Genomic DNA, 22,121 nt, shown 5'->3' with positions numbered 1-22,121 from the left:
TCTACAATCGGCCAATGCCTGCCCCGCCAACCCTCGACGATCTGCGTCGCTACGCCGTAGCCCGCACGCTGTTCACGCCCACCACGCTGCTGACCGCGATCCGTCGCCTGGGCTTCGTGCAGGCCGATCCCATCCGTGCACCCGCGCGAGCCCAGGACCTGACCCTGCGGCACCGGGTGAAGGGCTATCAGGCCGGGGATCTTGAGCGCCGCTACAGCCGGCTGCCGATCGAGGAAGACTTCCTGGTCAACTACGGTTTCCTGCCGCGCGAGCACCTGGCGTTGATGCATCCGCGGGTGTCCCGCAGGCCGTGGGATGCCAGCACGCGGCGCAAGGCGGCCGAGGTGCTTGCGTTCGTGCAGGAGCGGGGTGCGGTGCATCCACGCGAGGTCGATCAGGCGTTCGCGCATGGCCGGGTGACCAACTACTGGGGCGGCACCAGCAATGCCAGCACCCATCTGCTGGATGGCATGCACTACCGCGGCATGTTGCGCATCGCCCGTCGTGACAGTGGTACCCGCATCTACGCCGTTGCGTCACATGCACTCGCCGAGGGCGGCAAGGCCGCACGCCTGCAGCGCGCCACCGCACTGATCGACCTGGTGGTGCGCAAGTACGCGCCGTTGCCTTCGGCCAGCCTCACCTATCTGGCGCGGCTGCTGGGCTATGGCGCTCCACATCTGTCCGTTGAGATCCAGCAGGCACTGCGGCTGGCGCGCGAGCGACTGGCTGGCGGCGTCATCGACGGAACCAGCTGGTACTGGCCGGCCGAGGAGAACCCCCGTTCGCGGCGCTACCAGGCCGATGAGCAGGTGCGGCTGCTGGCACCGTTCGATCCCGTGGCCTGGGATCGGCGACGATTCGAACTATTCTGGGGTTGGGTCTACAAGTTCGAGGCCTATACGCCGGCGGCCAAGCGTCGCTTCGGCTACTACGCGCTGCCGCTGTTGTGGCGCGAGCAGGTGGTCGGCTGGGCCAATGTCACCGTCAAGGATGGCGCTCTGCAGCCGGATATTGGTTTCGCCAGCGCCTCTCCCATGAAGGACGTTCTGTTCCGCAATGCGCTGGATGATGAACTGGAGCGGATGACGCGATTCCTCACCGGATGAAGTCTTGCCTTGCGGTGACAGCAGACGCTGTTGCTAGTCGTCGCGCCGCTGCGTGCGCACCCGTGCGCGTGCGTCATAAAGCTGGCTGTCCGCATGATGGATGGTGTCGGCCACGGATTCCCCTGGCGCGCTGACCGCCGCGCCCATCGAGAACGCCGTCGGCGACTGCGCTGCGTTGGTGGTGTACCAGCCCTCCAGTACGGGAAGGCGTTCGGACGCCGATGCGGTCAACACCACCAGGAACTCGTCTCCGCCCAGACGGACCACGGTCTCTCCCGCACTCAGAGGCGCCTTCAGGAAGGCGGCAAACTCGACCAGCATCGCGTCGCCGCGGCGGTGGCCCTGCGCATCATTGATTCGTTTGAAATCGTCCAGGTCAAATACCAGGCACGCCCACGTTCCGGCGGTCATCTCGTCGAGCCGGTGCAGGTAGCGGCGGTTGTGGCACTGGGTGAGTGGATCCTTCAGCGATAGTTCGCGCAGGCGCTGCTCCTGCAGGCGCAGCGCGGTGACATCCTGGGCGTGGCCCAGCACGAAGGGCGGCTGTCCCTCGCTGTCGAGCACGTTGTTGTAGGCCCAGTAGCGCAGCGTTCCATCGGCGGCAATGAGTTCGATGACGCCGGCATCGGTGTGGTTGGCTTCGATACGCTTGAGGTAGGCATTGAATACCTCGCGGCGCTCGGCTGGCATGTAGTCGCACAGGCTGCGGCCGATGATCTGGCGCTCCTCGTAGCCAAGCGACTGCAGCGCTGCCGGGTTCACCGAGGTCAGTGTGCCATCCAGCGTATGCGTGCAGATCAGCCCCAGGCTGTAGTGGAACAGACGCCGATAGCGCACCTCGCTCGCCTCCAGGGCGTCCAGCGCAGCGCGTTCTTCGGTGACGTCCTGGATCGCGCCCACCAGCCGCGGATGGCCCTCCACCTGCTGCCGGTTGCCCACCACGCGGGTCCAGATGCTGCGTCCATCGGCTGTGCTCATCGGCAGCTGCACCTCCCAGGGCGTGCCATCCTCCACGCAACGCTGCACGGCAGTCTGGATGATGCTGCGGCTGTCCTGGCGGTAGAACGACAAGGCCGATTCGAATGTGGGCTGGTAGCTGGAGCGCACGCCGTGGATCTGCTTGGTCTCGCGCGTCCAGCGTACCTCGCGGGTGTCCAGGTCCAGTTCCCAGCCGCCGACCTTGGCCGCGGTGTTGGTGCGCTGCAGGAAGTCCTCGCTGCGCTTCAGATCGCGATGCAGCGCCTGCGCCTGGTCGATCTGCCGCAGCAGTGCGCTGCGCTGTTCAAGCACCTGCGTGGTGACCCGGCCAAGATGGACCATCAATTCCCGTTGCGACGGCGACAGCACGCCGGGCAGCGTGTCGAGCAGGCACAGTGTGCCGATGCGTGCGCCATGGGCGGTGGTCAGTGCTATCCCGGCGTAGTGGCGTACCCGGTGCCCTGCGGTGACCAGCGGACTGCTGGCGAACCGTGGGTCCTGCCTCGCGTCTCGAATCTCCAGCAGCTCGTCCTGCTCGATGGCATGCGAACAGAACGAAATCGAGCGGGGCGTTTCGGTAACGTCTCCCAGCCCGATGCTGGACTTGAACCATTGCCGCTGCGCGGCAACGATGGAAATCAACCCGATGGGCATGCCGGTGGCAGCGAGCGCGGCGGCAACAATGGCATCGAACACGGGCTCAGGCGGTGTATCGAGAACACCCAGGCGGTCGATCTCGAGGAGTCTGGAAGCTTCATCCATGGCAGGCACTGCGTCTCCGGCAGGGAAGGGCAGGTCACAGCGGTCACGCTAGGGCTCGGCCCGTTATGCCGTTGCGCGAAACAGTGAGGCTGGTGTCAATGATTCTTCAGTGATGGGTTTCATGCAGGTCTCTTTCGCGTTGCCGCGCGGGGCGCGCGTACCGAAACGTGACGGTGGTCGCGCACGTGCCAGCGCCAGGGAAAATCCACGGCACGGGTGATGCCGATGCGCGGCCCCACCACCGGGTCGTCCGGCGGCGCCATGCCATCGTCCAGTATCGTGATGCCGTGGCTGGTGGTCACCAGGTCGGCGCCGTCGAAGCGCCGGTCCAGGCCAAACGCCTGCGACAGCTTGCCGGGGCCGCTGGCCAGGTCGTGGTCGCGACGGGCGGCAGGGCGCAGCGGGTACATCAGTTCCTGCCCGGCAACCGGCGCGGCGGCGCGCAGCAGTACCGCAACACCCTCGCCGACGTCACCGCAGACGACATTGCTGCCCCAGTGCATGCCATAGGTGAAGTAGACATAGAGATGGCCCGCTTCGCCGAACATGCTGGCGTTGCGCGCGGTCATGCCGCGCCAGGAGTGCGCCGCCGGATCTTCGCTGCCCGCATACGCCTCGACCTCGACAATGCGCGCCACGCGGCCATCGGTGCGGACCAGCAGTTTGTTAAGCAACTCCGGTGCGACCACCGTTGAAGGCCGCTGATAGAAGGCGCGCGGGAGCCGGGCTCCGTCAACGGGCAGCGCGGCGAACGTGGCATCTGGATCGGTCTGCTTCGGCATGCTGGAATCATCGCCTGTCCGCGGTGAAGCTGTCGCCAGCGCGGCGTCACTCCGCCGTGGCCGGACGATCGAGCGCGGCCCGGCGCGCGGCAAACACCTCCGGTGTCTGCGGTTTGATGAACAATGCCACCAGTTCCGGGAACTCCTGTTTCACCGCAGACTCGATGCGGGTGATGCAGGCCTCGATCTGCGGCGTGGTGCGATCGTCCTCGAATTCTGCACTGAGCATCGCCACCACCTGTTCCGGGCCCATCTGCAGGGTGGTCACACCGTTGGCGCGGCGCAGATCCGGGTCGGTCACGGCCACGGCCATGATCCGTTGCGCCACCGCCGGGTGGGCCGGCTCACCGATCAGCAGGCCCTTGGTCTCGCGCGCGAGCAGGAACGCGGTCAGCGCCAGCACACCCGCAATGCACAGCGAGGCGACCCCATCCAGCACCGGCATCTCCAGCAGCTGCGCGGCCAGCAGCCCAACCAGGGCGAAGCCAAGGCCGAGCAGGGCGGCACTGTCTTCCAGCAGCACGGTGAAGGTGGAAGGATCCTTGCTGCGGCGGAACGCCTCGAAGTATCCCAATGAGCCCTTGCCGCGGCGGAATTCGCGCAGCGCCACCCACCATGAGGCACCTTCGAACAGGATGGAGATGCCCAGCACGCCGTAGCTGATGGCGTGATTGGTGGCCGCCTCCGGCTGGCGGATGTGCTGGATGCCCTCGTAGGCCGAGACGCCGGCACCGGCGGCAAATACCAGCAGGGCGACGATGAAGCTCCAGAAGTACAGCTCGCGACCGTAGCCGAACGGGTGCAGGGTGTCGGGGACCTTCTCGGCACGGCGCAGACCGTACAGCAGCAGTACTTCGTTGAGGGTATCGACCAGCGAGTGCACGCCCTCGCTGAGCATGGCCGAGCTGCCGGACAGGCCGGCGGCGATGAACTTGGCAATGGCGATGGCGAGGTTGCCTGCCAGTGCAGCGTAGATGACAAGGCGTGAGCCGGTAGGACGGGACATGGCAGCGCGGCGGTGGAATCGATGGCCGATGATCGCGCTGCCGCTGTCCCGGCGGTGTGCAGGACCCCGGCTGGAAGTCAGGGACGCTGTCGGGCACGCAGCATCAGCGCAAGCACCACGACACCCGCAGCGATGCTGGTATGTCCGGACAGGCTGGCCAGGCCGAAGCCAACGCCCTGCGCGAGTACTGCCGTGGCCAGTGCCAGCAGCAGCAATGCCCAGCCGGCAATGCGCCAGCGAAGGCTGCGATGCTGCGCGAACGCATGGCCACACAGATCGCGCTGGTGGCGCTCCATCGCCAGGGCCAGGCAGACGAACCCTGCCAGCGAAAGCACGAACAACAGTGCATGCACCATCACCCGACCTCCGCTGCCGAACGCACGGATGCGCTTTGCGGGGCGGCAGATGCGCGCGGCCGTCGGGCCTTGGGTGTGAATCGCCAGGTGCGCCATCCGATGTAGGCATGCAGCATCGCCAACGCCAGCAGGGTCAGGTCCGCACCGGCCCACGCCCAGTCACCAGCGCCCAGGGTCCGCCATAGCGGATGCGGGGTGGTGAACGCGGTCAGTGCGGGAAGCAATGCAAGCAGGATGGCCGCCAGCGCGAACTGCTCGACCCACGCACGTTTGGATGGGCGCAGGAAGGCATGGACGAACATCGCCGCCCACGCCAGGAAGAACACATGGACTTCCCACGCCGCGCGACCGGCCACCGCGACCGGCAGCAGGCGGTTGGCCCAGAAGAACGCCGCCATCGCCACTGACAGCCCAGCCACCGTGCCGATGTTCAGGCATTCGACCAGCCGGAAGCCGAAGTAGGGGCGCTGCGGATCGGGCAGCTGGCTGCGTCGCTTGACCGTCCACAGCACCAGCCCGCTACCGACCATCGCCGTGCCAGCCAGGCTGACCAGGAAGTACAGCCAGCGCGTAGCGGCATCGGCAAAGCGGCCCAGGTGCAGGCCGTACAGGACGCCCTGGGTCTGTGCAGCGGCGCCCGAGGACTCCTTTGCCAGGAGCAGCTCACCACCGGTGCCATCGAACAGCAGGTAGTTCGGGGTGGTGGATACGCGGGTGGACTGTGCGCGCACCACCGCCACGCGTGCCTGTGCATCCCCGGGGTTCTGGATCTGCATGCCGCCCACGGCGCCACTGCCCCAGCGATGTTCTGCCTGGCGCACCATCGCACCGATATCCGCCAATGGCGCAGCGCTTGCGGCGGCGGGATGTGGTGGCAGGAACAGCCGCATTTCGCTGACCACTTCGGCCTGCTGCCGTTTGTCGTCCAGCGTCGACAGTCCCCACGGCATGTACAGCACCGCCAGCATCACCAGCCCGCTCCAGGTGATCATGAAGTGGAACGGCAGGCCCAGCACCGAAGCGGCCGCATGGCCGTCCAGCCACGATCGCTGGCCCTTGCCCCAGCGGAAGGTGAAGAAGTCGGCGAAGATCTTCTTGTGGGTGATGACACCACTGACGATGGCCACCAGCATGAACATCGCGCATATGCCGACGATCCAGCGACCCCACATCGCTGGCATGTAATGCAGGTTGAAATGGAAGGCGTAGAAGAAGTCACCGCCGCTGGTATCGCGCGACTGCAGCGGTGTGCCGGTGGCGGCGTCGAACAGACCCGAATCGAATCCGTGGCGACCGCGCCCACCCGGGCTGGCCCACATCGCTGACGCCCACGGCGTACGTTCGCTGGGCAGGGTGATGTTGATCTGGGTGACTGCAGGTGCGTTGGCCAGCACGTGGGTTGTCAGCCGCGTGGCAGTGTCTGCCGAATCGGGCAGGGCCTGCGGTGTGTTGATTTCCGGACGCGTGTAGCGGGAGATCTCATCACGGAAGTAGCTTGCGGTACCGGTGAGAAACATCGCGTACAGAATCCAGCCTGCCAGCAGCCCCACCCAGATGTGCAGGTCGGACATGGTCTGGCGGATGCCGCGCGGCATCGCCGCACCGGCGGCGGACGACCTCATGGGCCTGCTCCGGCAGAGACCCGGCAAACCGCCGGCAGCAACAGCATGGCGGCGATCCCCAACCCCAGCCAGGCCCGTGCCGCCGAGCGCACCGCGAACACCCAGATCACCGCGCCGGCATACAGCAGGAAGCTGGCCAGCATGCCGGTGAACACGGCCTGTTGCGGATCAATCGGCAATGCGAGGGCCGCGACGCTGCACAGCGCAGCCAGGGCGTAGCCGCCGAACAGTGCAGCGGCGATACGTGACATCAGCGGCAGCCATGCGGCTACCGGGGCAATCCAACGAGCATTCACGGAAACGAACTCCAGCGCGCCAGGCCCGAGGACCTGGCGCGGGTTGGCAGGCAATCAGAAATCAACGGTGGCCGACAGCAGCGCAGTGCGCGGCGAGCCCAGTCCAGAACCGAGGCTGCCGGCCCAGTACGCCTTGTTGGTCAGGTTCTGCACGCTTGCCCGCAGCACCAGCGGATGGCCCGCCGCCTGCGTGGCGTAGCGCGCGCCCAGATCGAACACCGTGCGGCCTGGTACCCATTGGCTGTTGTCAGCGGTGATGTAGCCCTTGGACATGCTGATGGCGTTGCCGGTGAGGGTGAGGCCAGGCAGGGTGGGGACGTCCCATTCCGCGCCGAGCTTGCCCTGCCATTGCGGCGTGGCGGTGGCCAGTCGCCTCTCGTTGACGCCGCCCTGGGTGCGGGTCAGCTTCGGCTGCAGCCAGCCGATGCCGCCGAGCAGACGCAGCTGATCGCTGACCTGCCCGAACACGGTCCATTCCACGCCGCGGTTGCGCTGCTGGCCGCCGAACGAGAACACATTGCTGGCCGGGTCCGTATAGGAGCCGGGCTTCTCGATCTCATACACGCTGAAAGCGCTGGCCAACTGGCCGAAATCCATCTTCGCACCGATCTCGCGCTGCCGCGTCTTGTAGGGCGGGAACACTTCGCCGGCATTGGCGGCGGTGACCGGTGCTGTGGTGCCCTGGCTCAGGCCTTCAATGTAATTCGCATACAGCGACAGGCGTTCGCTGGCCTTGAACAGCAGCGCGCCTGCGGGCGTGTTGGCGCTGGCATCGTAACGCGCGGTGCGCTTGCCGGTAGCGCCGTCCAGGGTGTCGCTCAGCACGGTCTGGCGACGGATGCCCACGGTCAGCTGCAGCCGGTCGCCGGCGAAAGACAGCGTGTCGGCGATACCGACACTGGTAGTGCGCACTTCGCCGGTTTTCGGCAGCGAGGCGTCACTGAAGCTGCGATCCACCGCAGGGCCCCATTGCGGGTCGTGGATGTTGGTCATCCAGTCCCGCGGCAGCAGGTTGCGCTGGAAGCCAAACTTGTAGTCGTGGTGATACCACGCGGCACTGAGCGCCAGCGCGTGGTCGACCGGACCGGTGCGGAAGCGCGCGGACAGGCCGGCCTCGGCCGTGTCCTTGCTGTAGATGAAGCGCTGATGGGCAAAGTTGTTGCGGAAGTCGCCTGCACTGTTGACGATCAGCGTGGTGCCACTGGCGATGGAATCGAAGTCGGTGTGGCCATGGCCGTAGGCCGCGTGGGCGGACAGCTGCTCGTTGATGTCGAACTCCCAGCGCAGCGCCGCTGCCTGGTCCTTGACGTTGCTGAAGGTCCAGTCCGGCGCGAACAGGGTGTCTGCCTTTGGTGGGTGCGGCACCGCCAGCCCCGCCGCCAGCGATACGCCACGATTCAGGCCATCAACATGGTCACGGCTGGCAAACAGATCCATCGATACCCGCGAGCGCTCGCCACGCCAGTCCAGCCCCAGCGATGCCAGCTGCGATCTGTGCTGCTGGTTGCGCGTCGCGGTGTCGCCATCGCGGTGCACGGCATTGAGGCGCACACCGAACTGCTTGCCGGCACCGAAGCGCCGGCCGATATCAAGATGACCGCCGAACTGGGCATCGCTGCCGTAGCTGGCGGTGAAGCGGGTCAAGGGCGTGTCGTCGGCCCGTTTGGGCACCAGGTTCACCGCGCCGCCCACCGAGCCACCGGGCGGCATGCCGTTGAGCAGCGCCGACGGGCCTTTCAGCACTTCGACGCGCTCGGCCAGCTCCGGTGTTACTCGATAGTAGGGGATCAGCCCGTACAGGCCGCCAAATCCGATGTCCGACGAGGCCACGCCGAAGCCGCGGATGTTGAAGTAGTCGGTGATGCCGCCGCTCGAGCCGCTGCTGTAGACACTGGGATCGGTCAGCGCGATTACCCGCACCAGGTCCGGTGCCTGGATGTTGTCGATGAACTCGGCCGTGTAGCTGGTGGTGTTGAACGGCGTATCCATGAAGTCCAGGTCGCCGAGCAGGCCGACGCGGCTGCCGCGTGCGAGCTGGCCTCCGGCATACGGGGACGTCGGTGAGCGCTTGTCGGCACGGACGTTCACCGACGGCAACTGCGTGGCGCCCTGATCGGGCTCGGCCGCCTGTACCAGTGACGCTGCCAGCAGCGATGGCAGCAGTGCCAGCTGCGCGGTGCCAGCCAGCAAGCGCAGGCGAGGAAGGGTGGGGATGGACGTGAGGCAGATCATGGGGGGTACTCGTCGTGGGAAGCGGTGCGTTCGGCCAGCGCGGCGCCGTCGATGGCCTGGGGGCAGGACGACGCGGGCTGCAGGGATGGCTGGCAGAGGGCACGCAACACCCTGCGACGGGCAGGGGACATCGGCGATCTGTGGCTCGGTGTAACGATCTCCGTGCTTCGGGGCGCGGAGGATGAAGCGGGTATATGAGGGCGGATCAGATGTCGTCGGCGAGGTCGTCGACATCCTGCAGGCCACCGCCACGTGCCAGCACGCGCTCGTAGTTGCGGCGGCGACGCTGGTCGGTCTCGCTGGTGGTCTCGCCGCGTTTCCAGTAGCCGGCGACTGCAACGTCCGCTCGATCCAGGCCGATGTCATGCAGGAAATGGCGGCGCAGCTCACGCATTTCTTCGCGTTCACCGGCCGCCCACACCACGCTTGCCGCGCTGGTGCTGCGGGCGCGCGCAGTGCGCAGCAGCGGCGTCGGTGCAGCCGGGGAGGGCGCCTCGATGCGGTGCAGGACCACGCCGGCGACCGCAGGCAGTTCGGCCACCGGCAGCGGGTCATCCGATGCAATCCAGGCCTCGGCGCGCAGGCCCTCAGGCCATTGCTGCAGCAGCGCGTACAGGGCAGGAATGGCGCTCTGGTCGGCGAACAGCAGCGCACTGGCGCCCTGTCTGTATGGCACCTGCAGATGCGGGCGCGGGCCGGTCAGGGTGAAGGTGTCGCCTGGCTGCAACGCAGCGACCCAGGCCAGCATCGGCCCCGGTGATGCGTGCAGCACCACGTCGAACACGAAACGACCTGCGGCAGGGTCGACGCTGCGCACGGTATAGATGCGTGAGACATCGCCGAACGTGGCACCCAGCGCGATCCGTACCGCTGTGTTCGCGCGAAGCCAGGGTGCCAGATCGGCCTGCGCAGGCAGCTGCGCGGTCACCCGCTGCAGGCTGCCGGCCGGTCGCACTACATCGACGACGCCGACCCGCAACGACTGCAGGCCGCGATCGTGGTCAGCGCCGCGGAGGGCGCCGGGCGGACCTTCGGCAATGGAGGTGTCGGACATCGGATATGGCCTGCAACTGCGCGAATGCGAATTAGTTACATCATAGTAAACTAATTTCACGCGGCCGCAACAATGCGGTTGCTGGCGCATTGACCAATCCGGCAGTGCTGACCACCATGGCGCGTAATCCATCCACATGCCGCGCACCGGAGTTCCATGGCTGCACCGAAGAAAAGCTCGACGCGCGGACGACCGCCCAGCATCACCCGTGAGCGGATTGCCGACGCCGGCATCGAGATGACCCTGCCGAAGCTCAGCTTCGTCGGCGTGGCCGCGTTGCTGGGCGTCAGCCATATCGCGCTGTACAAGCACGTGGCCAATCTTGCGGCGCTGCGCGAGCAGGTGGCCGAGGCGATCTTCGAGCGCTGGCACGCGCCGCCGTTGGCCACGGGCAAAGGTGCGACGATCGAGGGTGATCTGTTCACCTTCCATCGATCGCTGCGCACACTGGTCGAACAGAACCCGGGCCTGGCACCTTTCCTGGTCAGCCATGGTGCGAAGACGCCGGAGATGGTCGAGCGCATCCACCAGCACCATGCGGCATTCGCGCGTGCGCACGACCTGCCGCTGGAACAGGCCGCCTGGCTGCTGTCGACCGTGGCCTACCACTGCGTGGCGTTGGCTGACACGGTGTATGCACGGCACGAGACGGTGGACACCTCACGCCGCGCCTACGACCCGGAGCAAGCCGAGACCGAGTTCGATCGTGGCATGCAGGCGCTGATACGTGGCGCGTTGGCGATGTGCCGGGGCCAGAACGCCGGATAGATTTCCCGCGTCGATTGCCTGCGCAGACCCGGGTAGCGCCGCCCTGTGGCGACGCCACCCGGCATGGGTGCCCGCTAGTTCGGGGACACCAGGATCGCAGCGTCGAGCACCGGGAACGATTGCGGTGCCTGGCCCGACGAGGCGACCAGGCGGATCTCCAGCGTCGTCGAACCGCCGCCGGCAGCATCCGCGCGCAGCGCCCCCAGCGTCTGTGGCAATGGCACGGCGAACGTCGTTGGATGATCGTGGCCCATGGCCGCCATGCTCGGCCCGAAGAATGAGACCGTGCCGGCGTAGTACGGACTGTCCGCGCTGACCGACGTGACGTCGGCCGGTGCATTGATCAGCACGTCGAACTCGCGCGTGTTGTGCAGTCCATGGGGACGCTCGAGGGTCACCTCCGCAATCAGCATGCGCGGGCCGGTGGCCGCCAGATGCGCACGAACCGCTTCGTTGGGCACGGCTACACGCACGGCGCCGTCGGTCCGCTTGCCGCGCACCAGCCGCGCGGCCTTCGCGGCGTTCGGAGCCGTTGCGGCCTGCTCTGCGGCACGGACACCGCGGCCATAGACGTAGTCATAGTCGAACGCGGTGGTGGAGAAGAATTCCGCGGCCGGGCGCGTGCCGACGTAACGGCCCTGGCCATTGACGAAGAAGCGGAACGGTTCGTCCATGAACTGCCGGCGTTCGGCAGCGTCGGTCGGCATGATCGGGCGGCCGAAGGCCTGCTGCCTGCGTGTCCACACATCCCACAGGCGATCCATGTTGGCGTGGTGCAGGTAGAAGATCGGATCCAGCGGCGACAGGAAGTTGGTCATGTTGCCGTAAGGGCCGGGATCGACGGCGCCGACACCGCCAATGCAGTTGTGCACCTTGTTGTGCGGGAAGCCTTCCAGCACCGAGAACTTGGTGGCCCCATCGGGCTGCAGCACGTGCGAGGTGGTGCGCGAGCTGGTGAAGCTGCGGCTGATGTCAGGGTTGTTGAACTCCACCGGTGACAGGCCGGCACGGATGGTGTCGGCGGACACGGCGGAGGCCGTCTTCGGGTCGAAGCCCGGATGCTCGCGCCAGAGATAGCGGGCGCCACAGGTAACCGCGTACGCCGCATTGCCGGAAATGCCGGTCTGTTCCTTGGCGTTGTAGCCGGTGACGTCGTTCCAGACGTCTTCGGCGCTGTTGTAGCCACGCAGCGACAGCTGCTGCCGCTGCCCACTGTCCAGGGTGTTCCAGTGGCGCTGCAACGCAGGCTTCATGAACTGGGTGAACACCGCCAGGTTGCGGGTGTAGGGCGTATAGGCCTTGTCGGTCGGGGTCAACAGGCCGTCGAACATCGCAACCGGAATCTGCGGAAGTTCAGTCCAGTCCCAGTACGGCATGGCGAACTGGCGATCGCCGCTGAGCTCGCGGATGGTCTGTTCGAAGTAGCCTACGTAGCCGCGGTGCCAGACATAGAACCACCAGTTGCCGTGCGGGCAATCCATCAGGTGCACGAACGCATTGCGGAACCAGTTGCGCGGGTCGTCAGCCGGCAGCGCCAGCATTGCCTGGATGCCTCGGGCATAACTGGCCAGCATGCGCTGGCCTTCCGGGCTGGTGACGTTGTAGCGGTGGAAGCGCGCCACTGCGGTACCGTCGGTCGCGCTCTGGGCACTGGCCAAGGCACTGGGCGCGAACAGCGAGGCCAATGAGGCGGTGGCAGTGGTTGCTAGGAAATCACGGCGTGTGTAACGCATAGCGTCCTCCCTGGTGATTGGTTCAACCGCGTCGGGTTACGAATCACTGCAAGGGCCCGTGACTGCTGCCACGGGCCGGACGGGGACATCCAGCCCCGCCGCCCGGATCGACGGGCGCGAAGGCGCCGCCGGACCAGGGCGGCAGCAGTATAGGCACGGCATTGCGCCCGGATCTGGGCAGTACGCCACAGTCATGGCCGGCCCTGGCCGGCCGGGTCGACTATTCCGGGCCGGTCTTCACCCGCGCCACACGCTTTCGGTACTCATACACGTTGTCACCGCGGATCCGCTTTTCCTGCGTCCCGCTGATGCTGTCCACGCGACGATCCGAGCCGGTCACCGGCTTGGCATCGATCTCGGTTTCGTGTTCGAACGAATGCGATTTGTCGGTGTTGCGGTAGAACCGGTACAGCGCCCAGTACAGCGCGGTCGCGCCGGCCGGGCCTGCAGCCAACAACCAAAGACCACTGTCATCACTCATGTGCTGGCCACCAGGAAGGCAATTGCGAGGGCTTCGATGATCGTGCCGGCGGTCAGCGCCGCCAGCAGCATTTTCCACTGCTGCACGGGCACGCTGCCCATGGTTTCACCGGTCCGGCCGTTCACTGCGATGTAGTGCAGCATGCCGCCGTTCTTGCCGGGCTGGTGGTACGAATACAGCCACACCGGCAGGTACATGGCCACCCAGCGGGTGCCGTGCACCTCCAGCTGCTCCTGTTCCCAGCGCACGCCACGGTCGTAACGGCGCACCGTGCCTTCCACCTGCGCGCGGGCGATCGACAGCAGCTGGTCTTCCAGTCGCGGCCGCAGCTTTTCGACATCCAGGTTGCGCTTTTCCGAAGTGAAACCCGCCAGGTAGGAGGCGTTCCACTTCACTGCATTCTTGGTGTCGAACGGCAGAATCGTGTTGATGATGTTGTTGGTGTTGGCGCGCGTGTCGAGGTTGCCGCGCTCTGCCGACGATTCCAGCGGCAGGTCGTCCACGGTGAAATCGACCTGGCGTTCTACCTGGTAGATGTCCGCGTCGTAGTAGGTCTGCTTGTTCTTTTCGCTGCCACGGGTGTATTCGCGTGTCTTGATCTCGCCCTTGCCGGCCACCGCCGCACTGACATTGCCGTCGACGATCATGTAGGGCAGGTACACACCCACCACGTTTTCCGGGGTGAACTGTTCCTTGAACGCCTTGAGCGCGAACATCCGGCGCTTGTCGACGAACTGGCGGATGCGCGCGACCGCATCCTCCTTCTTGATGTGGAACGGCAGCACGGCGTCAGGCACGGCGCCATTGGCGATCTGTTCGTTCACGCCAAATACGTGACGGCACCAGTGGCAGCGCGCCGTCATCGTGCTTTCGGTGTTGACCGTGACTTCGGCGCCGCAACCGGTGCACTTGAAGGTCATCAGTGCCGAGGTGTCGGCATCGATATCGCGCGCGCCCGATGCGATGACGGTGCCACGCAGCTGGTCGATGGCTTCGCCCAGGCCGAATTCTTCTTCCACCCGTGCGCCATGCCATTCGTGACGGCAGTACAGGCAGACCAGGATATCGGTACCCAGCTTGGGCCGGATATCGGTAGCGCCACACTTCGGGCAACGGTTGAGGCCGTCCTTCAGTTCGTCAGCGGATGTGTCGATGGCGACCGGGTCGGGCGCCCCGACCTCGTTGCGGATGGCCTCAGGCAGCGTCGAGGTATCGAGCGGGAAGCTGCCGGGCAGGGGAGGGACGTCCTGCGGCGATCCCGGCCCATCCAGCACCGCCGCCGGCAGGGGCGGCGGTGCTGAAGCGGAGCGGGGTAGCGGCGGCGGCGTGTTTCTGGGATCGGACATGGTGGTTGCGCGTCCTGCGTCTGCTTACAGTCCCAGCGCCTTGGCCTTCAGCGCGTCATAGTCGGTCTGGGTGATCAGGCCCAGATCCAGCATTTCCTTGGCCTTCTTCAGCTTGGCCACCGGGTCGTCGGCAGCCGGCGCGGCCGGGGTTGCCGGCTGCTGCAGGTTGCCCGCGCCGAACATGCCCGACGCCATGCCCACGCCGACAAGGCCGGCGGCACCGCCGTTCTCGCCTGCGGACTGGATGCCCTGGGCAACGCTGGCCTGCAGGTTGGAATTGCCGCGCGAGCCGGACAAGGCATCGGCGCGCTGCACGGTCTTCAGCAGCTCACGGGTGTTGGCGTCGTACTCGATCGAGACGATGGCGGTCTTGACGATGGCCAGGCCGCGATCGGACTTCCACTGGTAGCCCTGCTCGACGGCAGCCGACAGGCTCTGCGCAAAGCCCAGCGAATCCTGCTGCAGCTTGGTGATGCGGTTGCCCTTGCTTGGATCGTTGGTGTACAGGCTGAATGCCGGCGCCAGCGAACCCACCACTTCATTGAACAGCTGGCTGGCAGCGGCGTTGTCCAGGTCGGTGAAGTCGAACACCTGGCCCGGCTGCAGGTAGCTGGCCGGAACGAAGTTCTTCACGAACAGGATCGGGTCGACGATCTTCAGCGTGTACGAGCCACGGGTGACCGCGCCGACCTGGGTGTTGAGGAAGCCATCGTCCCAGTAGATTTCCGACTGGGTGCCGAAGCGGTTGTCCGGCAGTTCCTTCAACGAAACGAAGAAGGCGGCCTGCTGCGAGCCCGGCTGGCCGCCGAACTTGAAGCGCTCCCAGCTCTGCTTGATGAAGGTGCTGACCAGGCCGTCGCCGGCGAAGATCGACTGTGAGTTCAGATCGTCCGAGTGCCACTCGTAGCCACCCGGCTCGGCGACGAAGGCGGTGATCGCGCCATCCTGGAACAGCAGCAGGCCGTAGCCCTCCGGCACGACGATCTTGGAGCCGTTGCTGATGATGTTGGAGGAGCCGCTGGTGTTCGAGCCGCGCCCGGCGTTGGTGCCCTGCGGCACCGCTGCGAACAGGGCTGCCGTGGACGGCAGGCCGGTCGGCACGGTGTAGAAGTCTTTCCATTGGTCAGCCAGCACGCCGCCGACTGCACCCTTCACCGCTTGTACCAGACCCATGACCCACTCCCTGTAGTTGCCGGACAGGCACCACGCCTGTCGTGCTCGGCTGACTATAGAGGAGGCAGGCTACGCCCGGCTAGCGGCCGGGCGAGCCCCCATTCATCTCGTTGTGGGGCCTTGGCCCGCCTGACGCCCCAGCCGCAGCTCGTAGCACGTGCAGGCGTCTCAGCGCACCGATTGCGGCACCCGGCGCAGCTTCCCGGTGTCGTACCCCATTGCCTTGATGCGGGCCACCGCCTGCTGATACTCCGCTTCGCTCACCTGCGGCGTACGCGCCATGTACCACACGTAGTCGCGCTTGCTGCGGGCCACGATGGTCTGCGTGTAGCCCTCATCCAGCCAGGCAATGAGGTACTCGGCCTGGATGGGCCAGATGAACTGCATGCCCCAGACCGCACCATTGCCATGCTTCTCGACGCGGCCTATCGGGTGCATCGACTTCTGTGGCGACTGGAAGCTGCCCTTGCGATAAGTGAAGGTGGTCTTGATGCGCCCATCAGCCTGCAGCGCATAGCTTTCCACGGCATCGAAGGCCTCGCGCTCGGGCCGCGAAGGAATATGGGCAATGACATACCAGTCGCCCATGAAGCGGGGCACGTCCACCTTCGGTGGCAGTGGGATGGGGCGGGTGTCGTGGCTGCTGCAGCCTGCGCCGAACAGGGCCACGGCCAGCAGCGTGAACAGTGGGGCGATACGCATGGTGGCGGTCTCCTTCAGCGCGGGCGGAACAGATAGTGGGCGACCAGCCATTGCTGACCATCGTCGTAGCCGAACAGCTCGGCGCAGGCCATCCAGAACATGCGCCAGCGCTGCCACCAGATGCGTGCGGCGGCTTCGTCGCCATAGGTCTGCGCCAGGATCGGCAGCAGCTGCTCGCGGGCGGCATCCTGGTTGGCCAGCCAGTGGTTGGCGGTACGCTGGTAGTGGGTGCCGTCCAGCAGCCAGCGCTGGTCCAGTACCAGCTCGCGCTGGAAGTGCAGCAGCGTGTCCGCAGCCGGCATCAGGCCGCCGGTGAAGAAGTGCCGGCCCATCCAGTTGTCGTCGCCCTCGGTCTCGAACGGATACATCAGGGTGCGATGGGCGAAGATGTGCACGAACAGCGCGCCGTCCGGCTTCAACCAGCGGGCGATGCGACCCAGCAGGCGGTCGTAATTGCGCACATGCTCGAACATCTCCACCGATACGCAGCGGTCGAATGCCGCTGCAGGCAGCTCCAGCTGGTTGACGTCGCGGGTCAGCACCTCGACGTTGCCGAACCCACGCGCCTCGCACTGCGCCAGGATATGGTCGCGCTGGCTATGCGAGTTGGACACGGCGGTGATGCGCGCGTTCGGGTGGCGCTCGGCCATCCACAAGGTCAGCGAGCCCCAGCCGCAGCCCAGCTCCAGGATGTGCTGGCCGTCGGCCAGCCCGGCGCGCTGCCCGTACAGTTCCAGCATCGCGTCCTCGGCCTGGTCCAGCGTCTCGCTGCCGGTACGGTAGTAGCAGCTGCTGTACTTCAGGCGATGCCCCAGGCAGCCCTGGAAGAAGGCGGCAGGAACCTCGTAGTGCTGGCGGTTGGCTGCATCCACGTGCAGGGCGAGCGGGCTGCTGGCCAGTTCGGCAATGCGGCGGCTGAAGCGCTGCGACTGCTCCTCCATGCTGCCGGCCGACTCTTCGGCCAGGCGTTGTGCGCACAGGCGACGGATGCCCGCGCGCAGCGCCGCATCAGGCAGCCAGCCACGCTCGGCCCAGCCGGTGAGTCCGCCCTCGGTATCGGCAACCGGAGCAAGGGACGGGGTGCTGTTCATCGGAATCACTCCTTGGGGCTGCGCGGAAACCACGGGAAGAACATCGGGGTGCTGCGCTGGTAGTCGCGATAGTCATCACCGCGACTGCGCAGCGCCTGTTTCTCGGTGAAGGGAACGCCACTGAGGTAGCGCAGGAACACGTACATCAGCACCGGCCCGGTCCAGGCCAGCCACCACATCGGCGACCCCGCTGCCAGCACTACATAGGTGAACCAGTGCAGCCACTCGAAGAAGTAGTTGGGGTGGCGCGTATACCGCCACAGCCCTTCGCGGCAGGTGCGGCCCTTGTTGGCCGGGTCGGCACGGAAACGAGCCAGCTGGCGGTCGGCGAGTGCTTCGCCACCTACACTGAGCAGCCACACCACGAGCGCCGCTGCGATCCAGGCAGGCATGTCGCTGCGCGGGTTGTTGGCCACGGCCACGAACGGCAGCGCAAACAGCACCACCAGCGCGGCCTGTGCCATGAAGAAGCCGAAGATCTTTCCCTGGTGGCCGTGCCAGTGCTCACGCAGATAGCGGTAGCGACCGTCCTCTGCTTCGCTGCGCACACGCCGCCACAGATGCAGGGCAAGCCGGCTTCCCCACAGCCCACCCAGCAGCGCCAGCGCGATGCGGGGCTGCTGCGCGCCATCGCCCAGCCATGCAAGCAACAGCGCGCCTGCGGCCACACCCTTTGCCCACAGCACATCGACGATGCCGATGTTCTGGTGCCTGCGCTGCCACGCCCAGCCCCAGGCCATGATCAGCACGGCATACAGCAGTACCCACCACAAGCTGCTCATCAGGTTGCTCCAATCAATGGGGTGGCGTGGTTGCCGGGCGGTCTGCGGCGTGCCACCGCGCACAGCAGCGACAGCGCGATGCACCAGCCCAGCGCCAGTGTTGCTACGCCCTGCCAGGCCGGGGGGGTGAAATGCACCGCCTGGAATCCGCGCGCCGCAGATAGATACGCCAGCGGCGCCAGCAGGCCGAGGGCCACCGGCAGCAGCCAGTGTCGCTGCAGGAACGCCATCGATGCAGTCAGCGTCATCGCAAAGGCAGCCCACAGGGCGAGAATCCACGGTGGCGGCACCCAACCCAGCGGCGCAGCGGCGTAGTGCACGCCACCACTGGCGGCCGCGCTGCCATCCACCAGGAATGCGCAGGCCAGCGCGAGCAGCAACAAGCGCAGATCCAGGCGGGGCTGCGCTGAGGTGAGCAGCTGGCTGCCGATGTACACAGTGGCTGACAGCATTGCCGGCCATTGCCAGCCACGGCCGGCGCCGGCAACGGCGCACAGCCACACCATCTGGTTGCCGCTCACGTTGACCCAGGTGCGGCGCATGTCAGCCGGTCCGCTCGCCATGGGAATCCGCTTCGGGGCGGTAGCCAGGGCGTGCCAGCAGCAGATGGGAAACGCCGATGGAGCGCTCCAGGAAGCCACCTTCGCAGTAGGCCAGGTAGAACTCCCACAGCCTGCAGAAACGCTCATCGAAGCCCTGCGCGTGTACTGCAGGCAACTGCGCGAGGAAGCGCTGCCGCCAGGCGCGCAGGGTCAATGCATAGGAGTGGCCGAAGTCCTGCTGGGCGATCAGCTGCAGATCACTGGCCCGGGTCTTGGCGGCCAGGATGGCGTTGATCGAGGGAATGAAGCTGCCTGGAAATACGAAGCGCTTGATGTAGTCCACGCTGCGCCGCGCCTGTTCGTAGCGCTGGTCCTCGATGGTGATAGCCTGCAGCAGCGCCACCCCATCAGGCTTGAGCAGCCGCTGCAGGGTGGCCATGTAGGTGTCCAGATACTCGGCACCGATGGCCTCGATCATCTCGATGGAAACCAGTTTGTCGAACTGTCCCTGCAGATCGCGGTAGTCCTGCATCAGCAACGTCACCCGATCCTGCAGGCCCACATCGGCCACCCGCCGTGCGGCCAAGGCATGCTGTTCGGCGGAGATGGTGGTGGTAGTGACATGGCAGCCGTAGTGCTGCGCGGCATGCACGGCAAAGCCACCCCAGCCGGTGCCGATCTCGACCACGCGATCACCCGGCTGCAGTCGCAGCTGCTGGCAGATGCGGTCCAGCTTGCGTCGCGACGCGCTTTCCAGTGAGTCACCGGCATCGGTGAACAGCGCGGAGGAGTACATCAGGTCCGGCGACAGGAACAGGGCGAAGAAATCATTGCCCAGGTCATAATGGGCGGCGATGTTGCGACGGCTGCCTTCGCGGCTGTTGCGCCGCAGCCGGTTCCAGCCGCGCAGCAGCCAGCCGCCGATGCGCGCCGGCCCGCGTTCCATGCCATCCAGCAGGTCGCGGTTGCGGACCAGCAGCTGCACCAGCGCCACCAGGTCGTCGCAGCGCCAATCACCGTTGATGTAGCTCTCGCCGGCGCCAACGCTGCCGTTCGCCGCCACCTTGCGGTAGAACGCCGGGTCATCGATGGTCACGGTGACCTGCAGGTCGCTTCCTGCGTTACCCAACTGCACTTCTCCAAACGCATCGCGCACGCACAGACGCCCGTTGTGCAGCGGCGCAAGCTGGGCCAGCAGGCGTCGGCGCAGGAACGAGTCCAGGGTGCCGGGCTGGGGCAGGGTGGCCGAGGGGGTCATTTCGTTCATCGCGGTTTCTCGGCGAGGGAAGGATGGTCGTGCACAGGGTTGCGCTTGAGCCAGAGGCGCAGTGCCTGCCAATGGATGGCGGCGACCACCTGCGCGCTCATCAAGGGGTAGCCGGCCAGCACCCGGGCAAGTCCGCGGGCATCAATGGGCCGCCGCTGCATGCTCTGGGTGGCATCGAACTGGCGTTGGCCGTCGCGCCAGACCTGCATGTGCACACGCAGGTCGTCAGCGGGCGCGGTAAAGCGCCAGTCGTAGGCGCAATCCATCGGCATGAAGGGGGAAACGTGGAAGGCCTTGTCGAACTGCCAGCGCAGGGCGCGACCCTGCTGCACCGCGGTTGCGACCGGCAGCACGTAGGCGTGCCGTTCCTTCCACGGGGTATTGGTGATCTCGGCGACGATGCAGTCCAGGGTTTCCCCGTCAGCCTGATAGCAGTAGTAGAAGCTGACCGGATTGAACACGTGGCCGCCGAAACGCAGGTGGCTCAGCAGGCGAACCGGGCCGTCGGGGCGCCGCCCGAGCACCGCGGCGGCATGATCCCGCACGGCGTCGGCCAGGGAGAGGGCGGGATCACCGAAGTAGTCGCTGCGGCGGAACTCTGCCAGGTTGCGGCGCCCGACCGACCACAGCCAGCGCCCGGCGAATACCTGGTCCAGCTCGTCGAGGTCCAGCAGCAGCTGCGCGATCGGGTAGCGGAACGCGTGCGCATGCGGGTGGTAGCGACGATGCTCGACGTGGCCGAAGTAGATGGCGCTGGCGCTCACGCGGGCACCTCCGCTTGCTGCGCGCTGTGGCAGCGGAATGAGCGTGCCTGCAGCGCGTCGACCACGCGGCGGGCACTGCGGATGCCGTCCTCGTGGAAACCCCAGCCCCAGTACGCACCCGCGAACCATGTGTGGCGATGTCCCTGCACCTCGGCCCAACGCTGCTGTGCCTGTACTGCGCCGTGGTCATGTACCGGATGTGCGTAGTGCAGGCGCCGCAGTACCTTGGCCGGATCGATGGCCTCGCTGCGGTTGAGGGTCACCACCAACGGAGTGTCGCCGGGCAGCCCCTGCAGCAGGTTCATGCAGTAGCTGACCGTGCAGGGCGCAGCGGGGTCGCGCGGCACATGCGCGTTCCAGGCCGCCCAGGCCTTGCGGTTGGCGGGCAGCAGCGAGGCATCGGTGTGCAGCACCGCCTCATTGGGCTGGTAGCGGATCGCACCGAGCACCGCCTGCTCAACCGGGTCGGCGTCGGCCAGCAGCGCCAGGGCCTGGTCGCTGTGGCAGGCCAGAATAACCTCATCGAAGCCTTCGATACCGTTCGCCGTGTGCACACGCGCGCCCCAGGGCATGCGCTCGACCGCGTGCACCGGGCATTCCAGCCGCTCGTGTACCCGCCAGCGTGCACGCAGGGCATCCACATAGCGGGCCGAACCGCCCTTGACCACGCGCCAGGACGCGCGCCCGGTCATCTGCAACATCTGGTGGTTGGCCATGAACTGCGCCAGGTAGCGCGCCGGGAAGTCCAGCACCTGCGCCGTCGGTGACGACCACAGCGCAGAGGCCATCGGCAGCAGATGCTCCTGCACGAACGCCTCGCCATAGCGCTGGCTGTGCAGGTATTGGCCCAGCGTAGGCCCCTTCTCCTCGCCGAGCAGCAGGGGTGCGTCACGATAGAAACGCCGCAGGTCGGCCAGCATCCCCCAGAAGCGCGGTGAGAGCAGATTGCGGCGCTGGCAGAAAAGTCCATCCAGCGACGTGGCGTTGTATTCCACGCCGCTGCGCTCGCTGTGCATCGAGAAACTCATCGTGGTGGGCTGTGAGGCCACGCCAAGTTCATCGAACAGTGCCGACAGCAGCGGGTAGTGGTGCGGATTGAAGACGATGAACCCGGTATCGACCTCCATCCTGCGTCCGTCCACCGTCACCTCATGGGTGTGGGTATGGCCGCCCAGGTAGTCGTTGGCCTCGAACAGGGTGACGTCATGCTCGCCGTCCAGCCACCACGCGCTGGCCAGACCGGCGATGCCGGAACCGATGATCGCGATGCGCATG

The 22,121-nt window shown here is 66.4% G+C and carries 21 protein-coding genes; 2 read left to right on the top strand and 19 right to left on the bottom strand.

The features are described from left to right. The first annotated feature begins 14 nt into the window (after nucleotides 1-14). Entirely contained in the window at nucleotides 15-1,109 is a 1,095-nt protein-coding gene (locus CR156_RS09185; RefSeq protein WP_100552606.1) for a DNA glycosylase AlkZ-like family protein, read from the top strand. A 33-nt stretch (nucleotides 1,110-1,142) separates the two neighbouring features. On the opposite strand, the gene CR156_RS09180 is transcribed toward CR156_RS09185, so the two are convergent. From CR156_RS09180 to CR156_RS09145, 8 genes are all read right to left on the bottom strand, one after another. Continuing rightward, on the bottom strand, nucleotides 1,143-2,849 hold the full coding sequence (locus CR156_RS09180; RefSeq protein ID WP_100552605.1) for a sensor domain-containing diguanylate cyclase: 1,707 nt from the start codon (nucleotides 2,847-2,849) through the stop codon (nucleotides 1,143-1,145). A 119-nt stretch (nucleotides 2,850-2,968) separates the two neighbouring features. Further along, entirely contained in the window at nucleotides 2,969-3,631 is a 663-nt protein-coding gene (locus CR156_RS09175) for a DNA-3-methyladenine glycosylase (protein ID WP_100552604.1), read from the bottom strand. A 46-nt stretch (nucleotides 3,632-3,677) separates the two neighbouring features. After that, the gene (locus CR156_RS09170) at nucleotides 3,678-4,637 is read right to left on the bottom strand and encodes a cation diffusion facilitator family transporter (RefSeq protein WP_100552603.1); all 960 of its coding nucleotides are present in this window, start codon (nucleotides 4,635-4,637) and stop codon (nucleotides 3,678-3,680) included. A 77-nt stretch (nucleotides 4,638-4,714) separates the two neighbouring features. After that, nucleotides 4,715-4,993 carry a DUF3325 domain-containing protein gene (locus CR156_RS09165; RefSeq protein ID WP_100552602.1) on the bottom strand — a complete coding sequence of 93 codons (279 nt, stop codon included), beginning with the start codon at nucleotides 4,991-4,993 and terminating at the stop codon, nucleotides 4,715-4,717. Continuing rightward, nucleotides 4,993-6,615: a PepSY-associated TM helix domain-containing protein gene (locus CR156_RS09160; RefSeq protein WP_243381762.1), complete on the bottom strand. Its 1,623-nt coding sequence runs from the start codon at nucleotides 6,613-6,615 to the stop codon at nucleotides 4,993-4,995. Before CR156_RS09160 ends, CR156_RS09165 begins: the two co-directional genes overlap by 1 nt. Continuing rightward, nucleotides 6,612-6,911, bottom strand: a complete 300-nt coding sequence (locus CR156_RS09155; protein WP_243381760.1) for a DUF3649 domain-containing protein — start codon at nucleotides 6,909-6,911, stop codon at nucleotides 6,612-6,614. Before CR156_RS09155 ends, CR156_RS09160 begins: the two co-directional genes overlap by 4 nt. Nucleotides 6,912-6,965: 54 nt before the next feature. After that, the gene (locus tag CR156_RS09150) at nucleotides 6,966-9,143 is read right to left on the bottom strand and encodes a TonB-dependent receptor (RefSeq protein ID WP_100552600.1); all 2,178 of its coding nucleotides are present in this window, start codon (nucleotides 9,141-9,143) and stop codon (nucleotides 6,966-6,968) included. A 205-nt stretch (nucleotides 9,144-9,348) separates the two neighbouring features. Then, on the bottom strand, nucleotides 9,349-10,197 hold the full coding sequence (locus CR156_RS09145) for a siderophore-interacting protein (RefSeq protein ID WP_100552599.1): 849 nt from the start codon (nucleotides 10,195-10,197) through the stop codon (nucleotides 9,349-9,351). Between the two features lie 156 nt (nucleotides 10,198-10,353). Here CR156_RS09145 and CR156_RS09140 point away from each other — a divergent pair, with 156 nt between their 5' ends. Further along, the gene (locus CR156_RS09140) at nucleotides 10,354-10,965 is read left to right on the top strand and encodes a TetR/AcrR family transcriptional regulator (protein WP_100552598.1); all 612 of its coding nucleotides are present in this window, start codon (nucleotides 10,354-10,356) and stop codon (nucleotides 10,963-10,965) included. A 74-nt stretch (nucleotides 10,966-11,039) separates the two neighbouring features. Here CR156_RS09140 and CR156_RS09135 read toward each other — a convergent pair whose 3' ends face one another. The 11 genes from CR156_RS09135 to CR156_RS09085 all read right to left on the bottom strand — a co-directional run bounded on the left by CR156_RS09135 (nucleotide 11,040) and on the right by CR156_RS09085 (nucleotide 22,120). After that, nucleotides 11,040-12,698, bottom strand: coding sequence for a tyrosinase family protein (locus CR156_RS09135; RefSeq protein WP_100552597.1), 1,659 nt, complete (start codon nucleotides 12,696-12,698; stop codon nucleotides 11,040-11,042). Between the two features lie 220 nt (nucleotides 12,699-12,918). Then, nucleotides 12,919-13,179: a hypothetical protein gene (locus CR156_RS09130; RefSeq protein ID WP_099818559.1), complete on the bottom strand. Its 261-nt coding sequence runs from the start codon at nucleotides 13,177-13,179 to the stop codon at nucleotides 12,919-12,921. Then, a complete protein-coding gene (locus CR156_RS09125; protein WP_100552596.1) occupies nucleotides 13,176-14,525 on the bottom strand; it encodes a hypothetical protein in 1,350 nt (449 codons plus the stop codon). Before CR156_RS09125 ends, CR156_RS09130 begins: the two co-directional genes overlap by 4 nt. Nucleotides 14,526-14,549: 24 nt before the next feature. Beyond that, nucleotides 14,550-15,698 (bottom strand): SPFH domain-containing protein, encoded by a 1,149-nt coding sequence (locus tag CR156_RS09120; RefSeq protein ID WP_100552595.1) that lies wholly within the window; start codon nucleotides 15,696-15,698, stop codon nucleotides 14,550-14,552. Nucleotides 15,699-15,866: 168 nt separating this feature from the next. Next, complete coding sequence (locus tag CR156_RS09115; protein WP_100552594.1) at nucleotides 15,867-16,400, bottom strand: lipocalin family protein; 534 nt, start codon at nucleotides 16,398-16,400, stop codon at nucleotides 15,867-15,869. A gap of 14 nt (nucleotides 16,401-16,414) precedes the next feature. Then, nucleotides 16,415-17,491, bottom strand: coding sequence for an SAM-dependent methyltransferase (locus CR156_RS09110; RefSeq protein WP_100552593.1), 1,077 nt, complete (start codon nucleotides 17,489-17,491; stop codon nucleotides 16,415-16,417). 5 nt (nucleotides 17,492-17,496) lie between these two features. Then, nucleotides 17,497-18,273 (bottom strand): DUF1295 domain-containing protein, encoded by a 777-nt coding sequence (locus CR156_RS09105; protein WP_100552592.1) that lies wholly within the window; start codon nucleotides 18,271-18,273, stop codon nucleotides 17,497-17,499. After that, nucleotides 18,273-18,815 carry a DUF2878 domain-containing protein gene (locus tag CR156_RS09100; RefSeq protein ID WP_100554125.1) on the bottom strand — a complete coding sequence of 181 codons (543 nt, stop codon included), beginning with the start codon at nucleotides 18,813-18,815 and terminating at the stop codon, nucleotides 18,273-18,275. Before CR156_RS09100 ends, CR156_RS09105 begins: the two co-directional genes overlap by 1 nt. A 1-nt stretch (nucleotide 18,816) precedes the next feature. Further along, entirely contained in the window at nucleotides 18,817-20,082 is a 1,266-nt protein-coding gene (locus CR156_RS09095; RefSeq protein ID WP_100552591.1) for an SAM-dependent methyltransferase, read from the bottom strand. Continuing rightward, on the bottom strand, nucleotides 20,079-20,846 hold the full coding sequence (locus CR156_RS09090) for a DUF1365 domain-containing protein (RefSeq protein ID WP_100552590.1): 768 nt from the start codon (nucleotides 20,844-20,846) through the stop codon (nucleotides 20,079-20,081). Before CR156_RS09090 ends, CR156_RS09095 begins: the two co-directional genes overlap by 4 nt. Next, the gene (locus CR156_RS09085) at nucleotides 20,843-22,120 is read right to left on the bottom strand and encodes an NAD(P)/FAD-dependent oxidoreductase (protein ID WP_100552589.1); all 1,278 of its coding nucleotides are present in this window, start codon (nucleotides 22,118-22,120) and stop codon (nucleotides 20,843-20,845) included. Before CR156_RS09085 ends, CR156_RS09090 begins: the two co-directional genes overlap by 4 nt. Nucleotide 22,121 lies beyond the last annotated feature (1 nt).

The organism is Stenotrophomonas lactitubi (assembly GCF_002803515.1).
GTDB lineage: Bacteria > Pseudomonadota > Gammaproteobacteria > Xanthomonadales > Xanthomonadaceae > Stenotrophomonas > Stenotrophomonas lactitubi.
This window is presented reverse-complemented; position numbering and strand designations above follow the sequence as displayed.

Excerpts from the sequence above, each read along its gene's own strand:
- CR156_RS09185 (WP_100552606.1), top strand. The coding sequence starts at position 15 with ATGCCTGCCCCGCCAACCCTCGACGATCTGCGTCGCTACGCCGTAGCC.
- CR156_RS09180 (WP_100552605.1), bottom strand. The coding sequence starts at position 2,849 with ATGGATGAAGCTTCCAGACTCCTCGAGATCGACCGCCTGGGTGTTCTC.
- CR156_RS09175 (WP_100552604.1), bottom strand. The coding sequence starts at position 3,631 with ATGCCGAAGCAGACCGATCCAGATGCCACGTTCGCCGCGCTGCCCGTT.
- CR156_RS09170 (WP_100552603.1), bottom strand. The coding sequence starts at position 4,637 with ATGTCCCGTCCTACCGGCTCACGCCTTGTCATCTACGCTGCACTGGCA.
- CR156_RS09165 (WP_100552602.1), bottom strand. The coding sequence starts at position 4,993 with ATGGTGCATGCACTGTTGTTCGTGCTTTCGCTGGCAGGGTTCGTCTGC.
- CR156_RS09160 (WP_243381762.1), bottom strand. The coding sequence starts at position 6,615 with ATGAGGTCGTCCGCCGCCGGTGCGGCGATGCCGCGCGGCATCCGCCAG.
- CR156_RS09150 (WP_100552600.1), bottom strand. The coding sequence starts at position 9,143 with ATGATCTGCCTCACGTCCATCCCCACCCTTCCTCGCCTGCGCTTGCTG.
- CR156_RS09145 (WP_100552599.1), bottom strand. The coding sequence starts at position 10,197 with ATGTCCGACACCTCCATTGCCGAAGGTCCGCCCGGCGCCCTCCGCGGC.
- CR156_RS09140 (WP_100552598.1), top strand. The coding sequence starts at position 10,354 with ATGGCTGCACCGAAGAAAAGCTCGACGCGCGGACGACCGCCCAGCATC.
- CR156_RS09135 (WP_100552597.1), bottom strand. The coding sequence starts at position 12,698 with ATGCGTTACACACGCCGTGATTTCCTAGCAACCACTGCCACCGCCTCA.
- CR156_RS09130 (WP_099818559.1), bottom strand. The coding sequence starts at position 13,179 with ATGAGTGATGACAGTGGTCTTTGGTTGTTGGCTGCAGGCCCGGCCGGC.
- CR156_RS09125 (WP_100552596.1), bottom strand. The coding sequence starts at position 14,525 with ATGTCCGATCCCAGAAACACGCCGCCGCCGCTACCCCGCTCCGCTTCA.
- CR156_RS09120 (WP_100552595.1), bottom strand. The coding sequence starts at position 15,698 with ATGGGTCTGGTACAAGCGGTGAAGGGTGCAGTCGGCGGCGTGCTGGCT.
- CR156_RS09115 (WP_100552594.1), bottom strand. The coding sequence starts at position 16,400 with ATGCGTATCGCCCCACTGTTCACGCTGCTGGCCGTGGCCCTGTTCGGC.
- CR156_RS09110 (WP_100552593.1), bottom strand. The coding sequence starts at position 17,491 with ATGAACAGCACCCCGTCCCTTGCTCCGGTTGCCGATACCGAGGGCGGA.
- CR156_RS09105 (WP_100552592.1), bottom strand. The coding sequence starts at position 18,273 with ATGAGCAGCTTGTGGTGGGTACTGCTGTATGCCGTGCTGATCATGGCC.
- CR156_RS09100 (WP_100554125.1), bottom strand. The coding sequence starts at position 18,815 with ATGCGCCGCACCTGGGTCAACGTGAGCGGCAACCAGATGGTGTGGCTG.
- CR156_RS09095 (WP_100552591.1), bottom strand. The coding sequence starts at position 20,082 with ATGAACGAAATGACCCCCTCGGCCACCCTGCCCCAGCCCGGCACCCTG.
- CR156_RS09085 (WP_100552589.1), bottom strand. The coding sequence starts at position 22,120 with ATGCGCATCGCGATCATCGGTTCCGGCATCGCCGGTCTGGCCAGCGCG.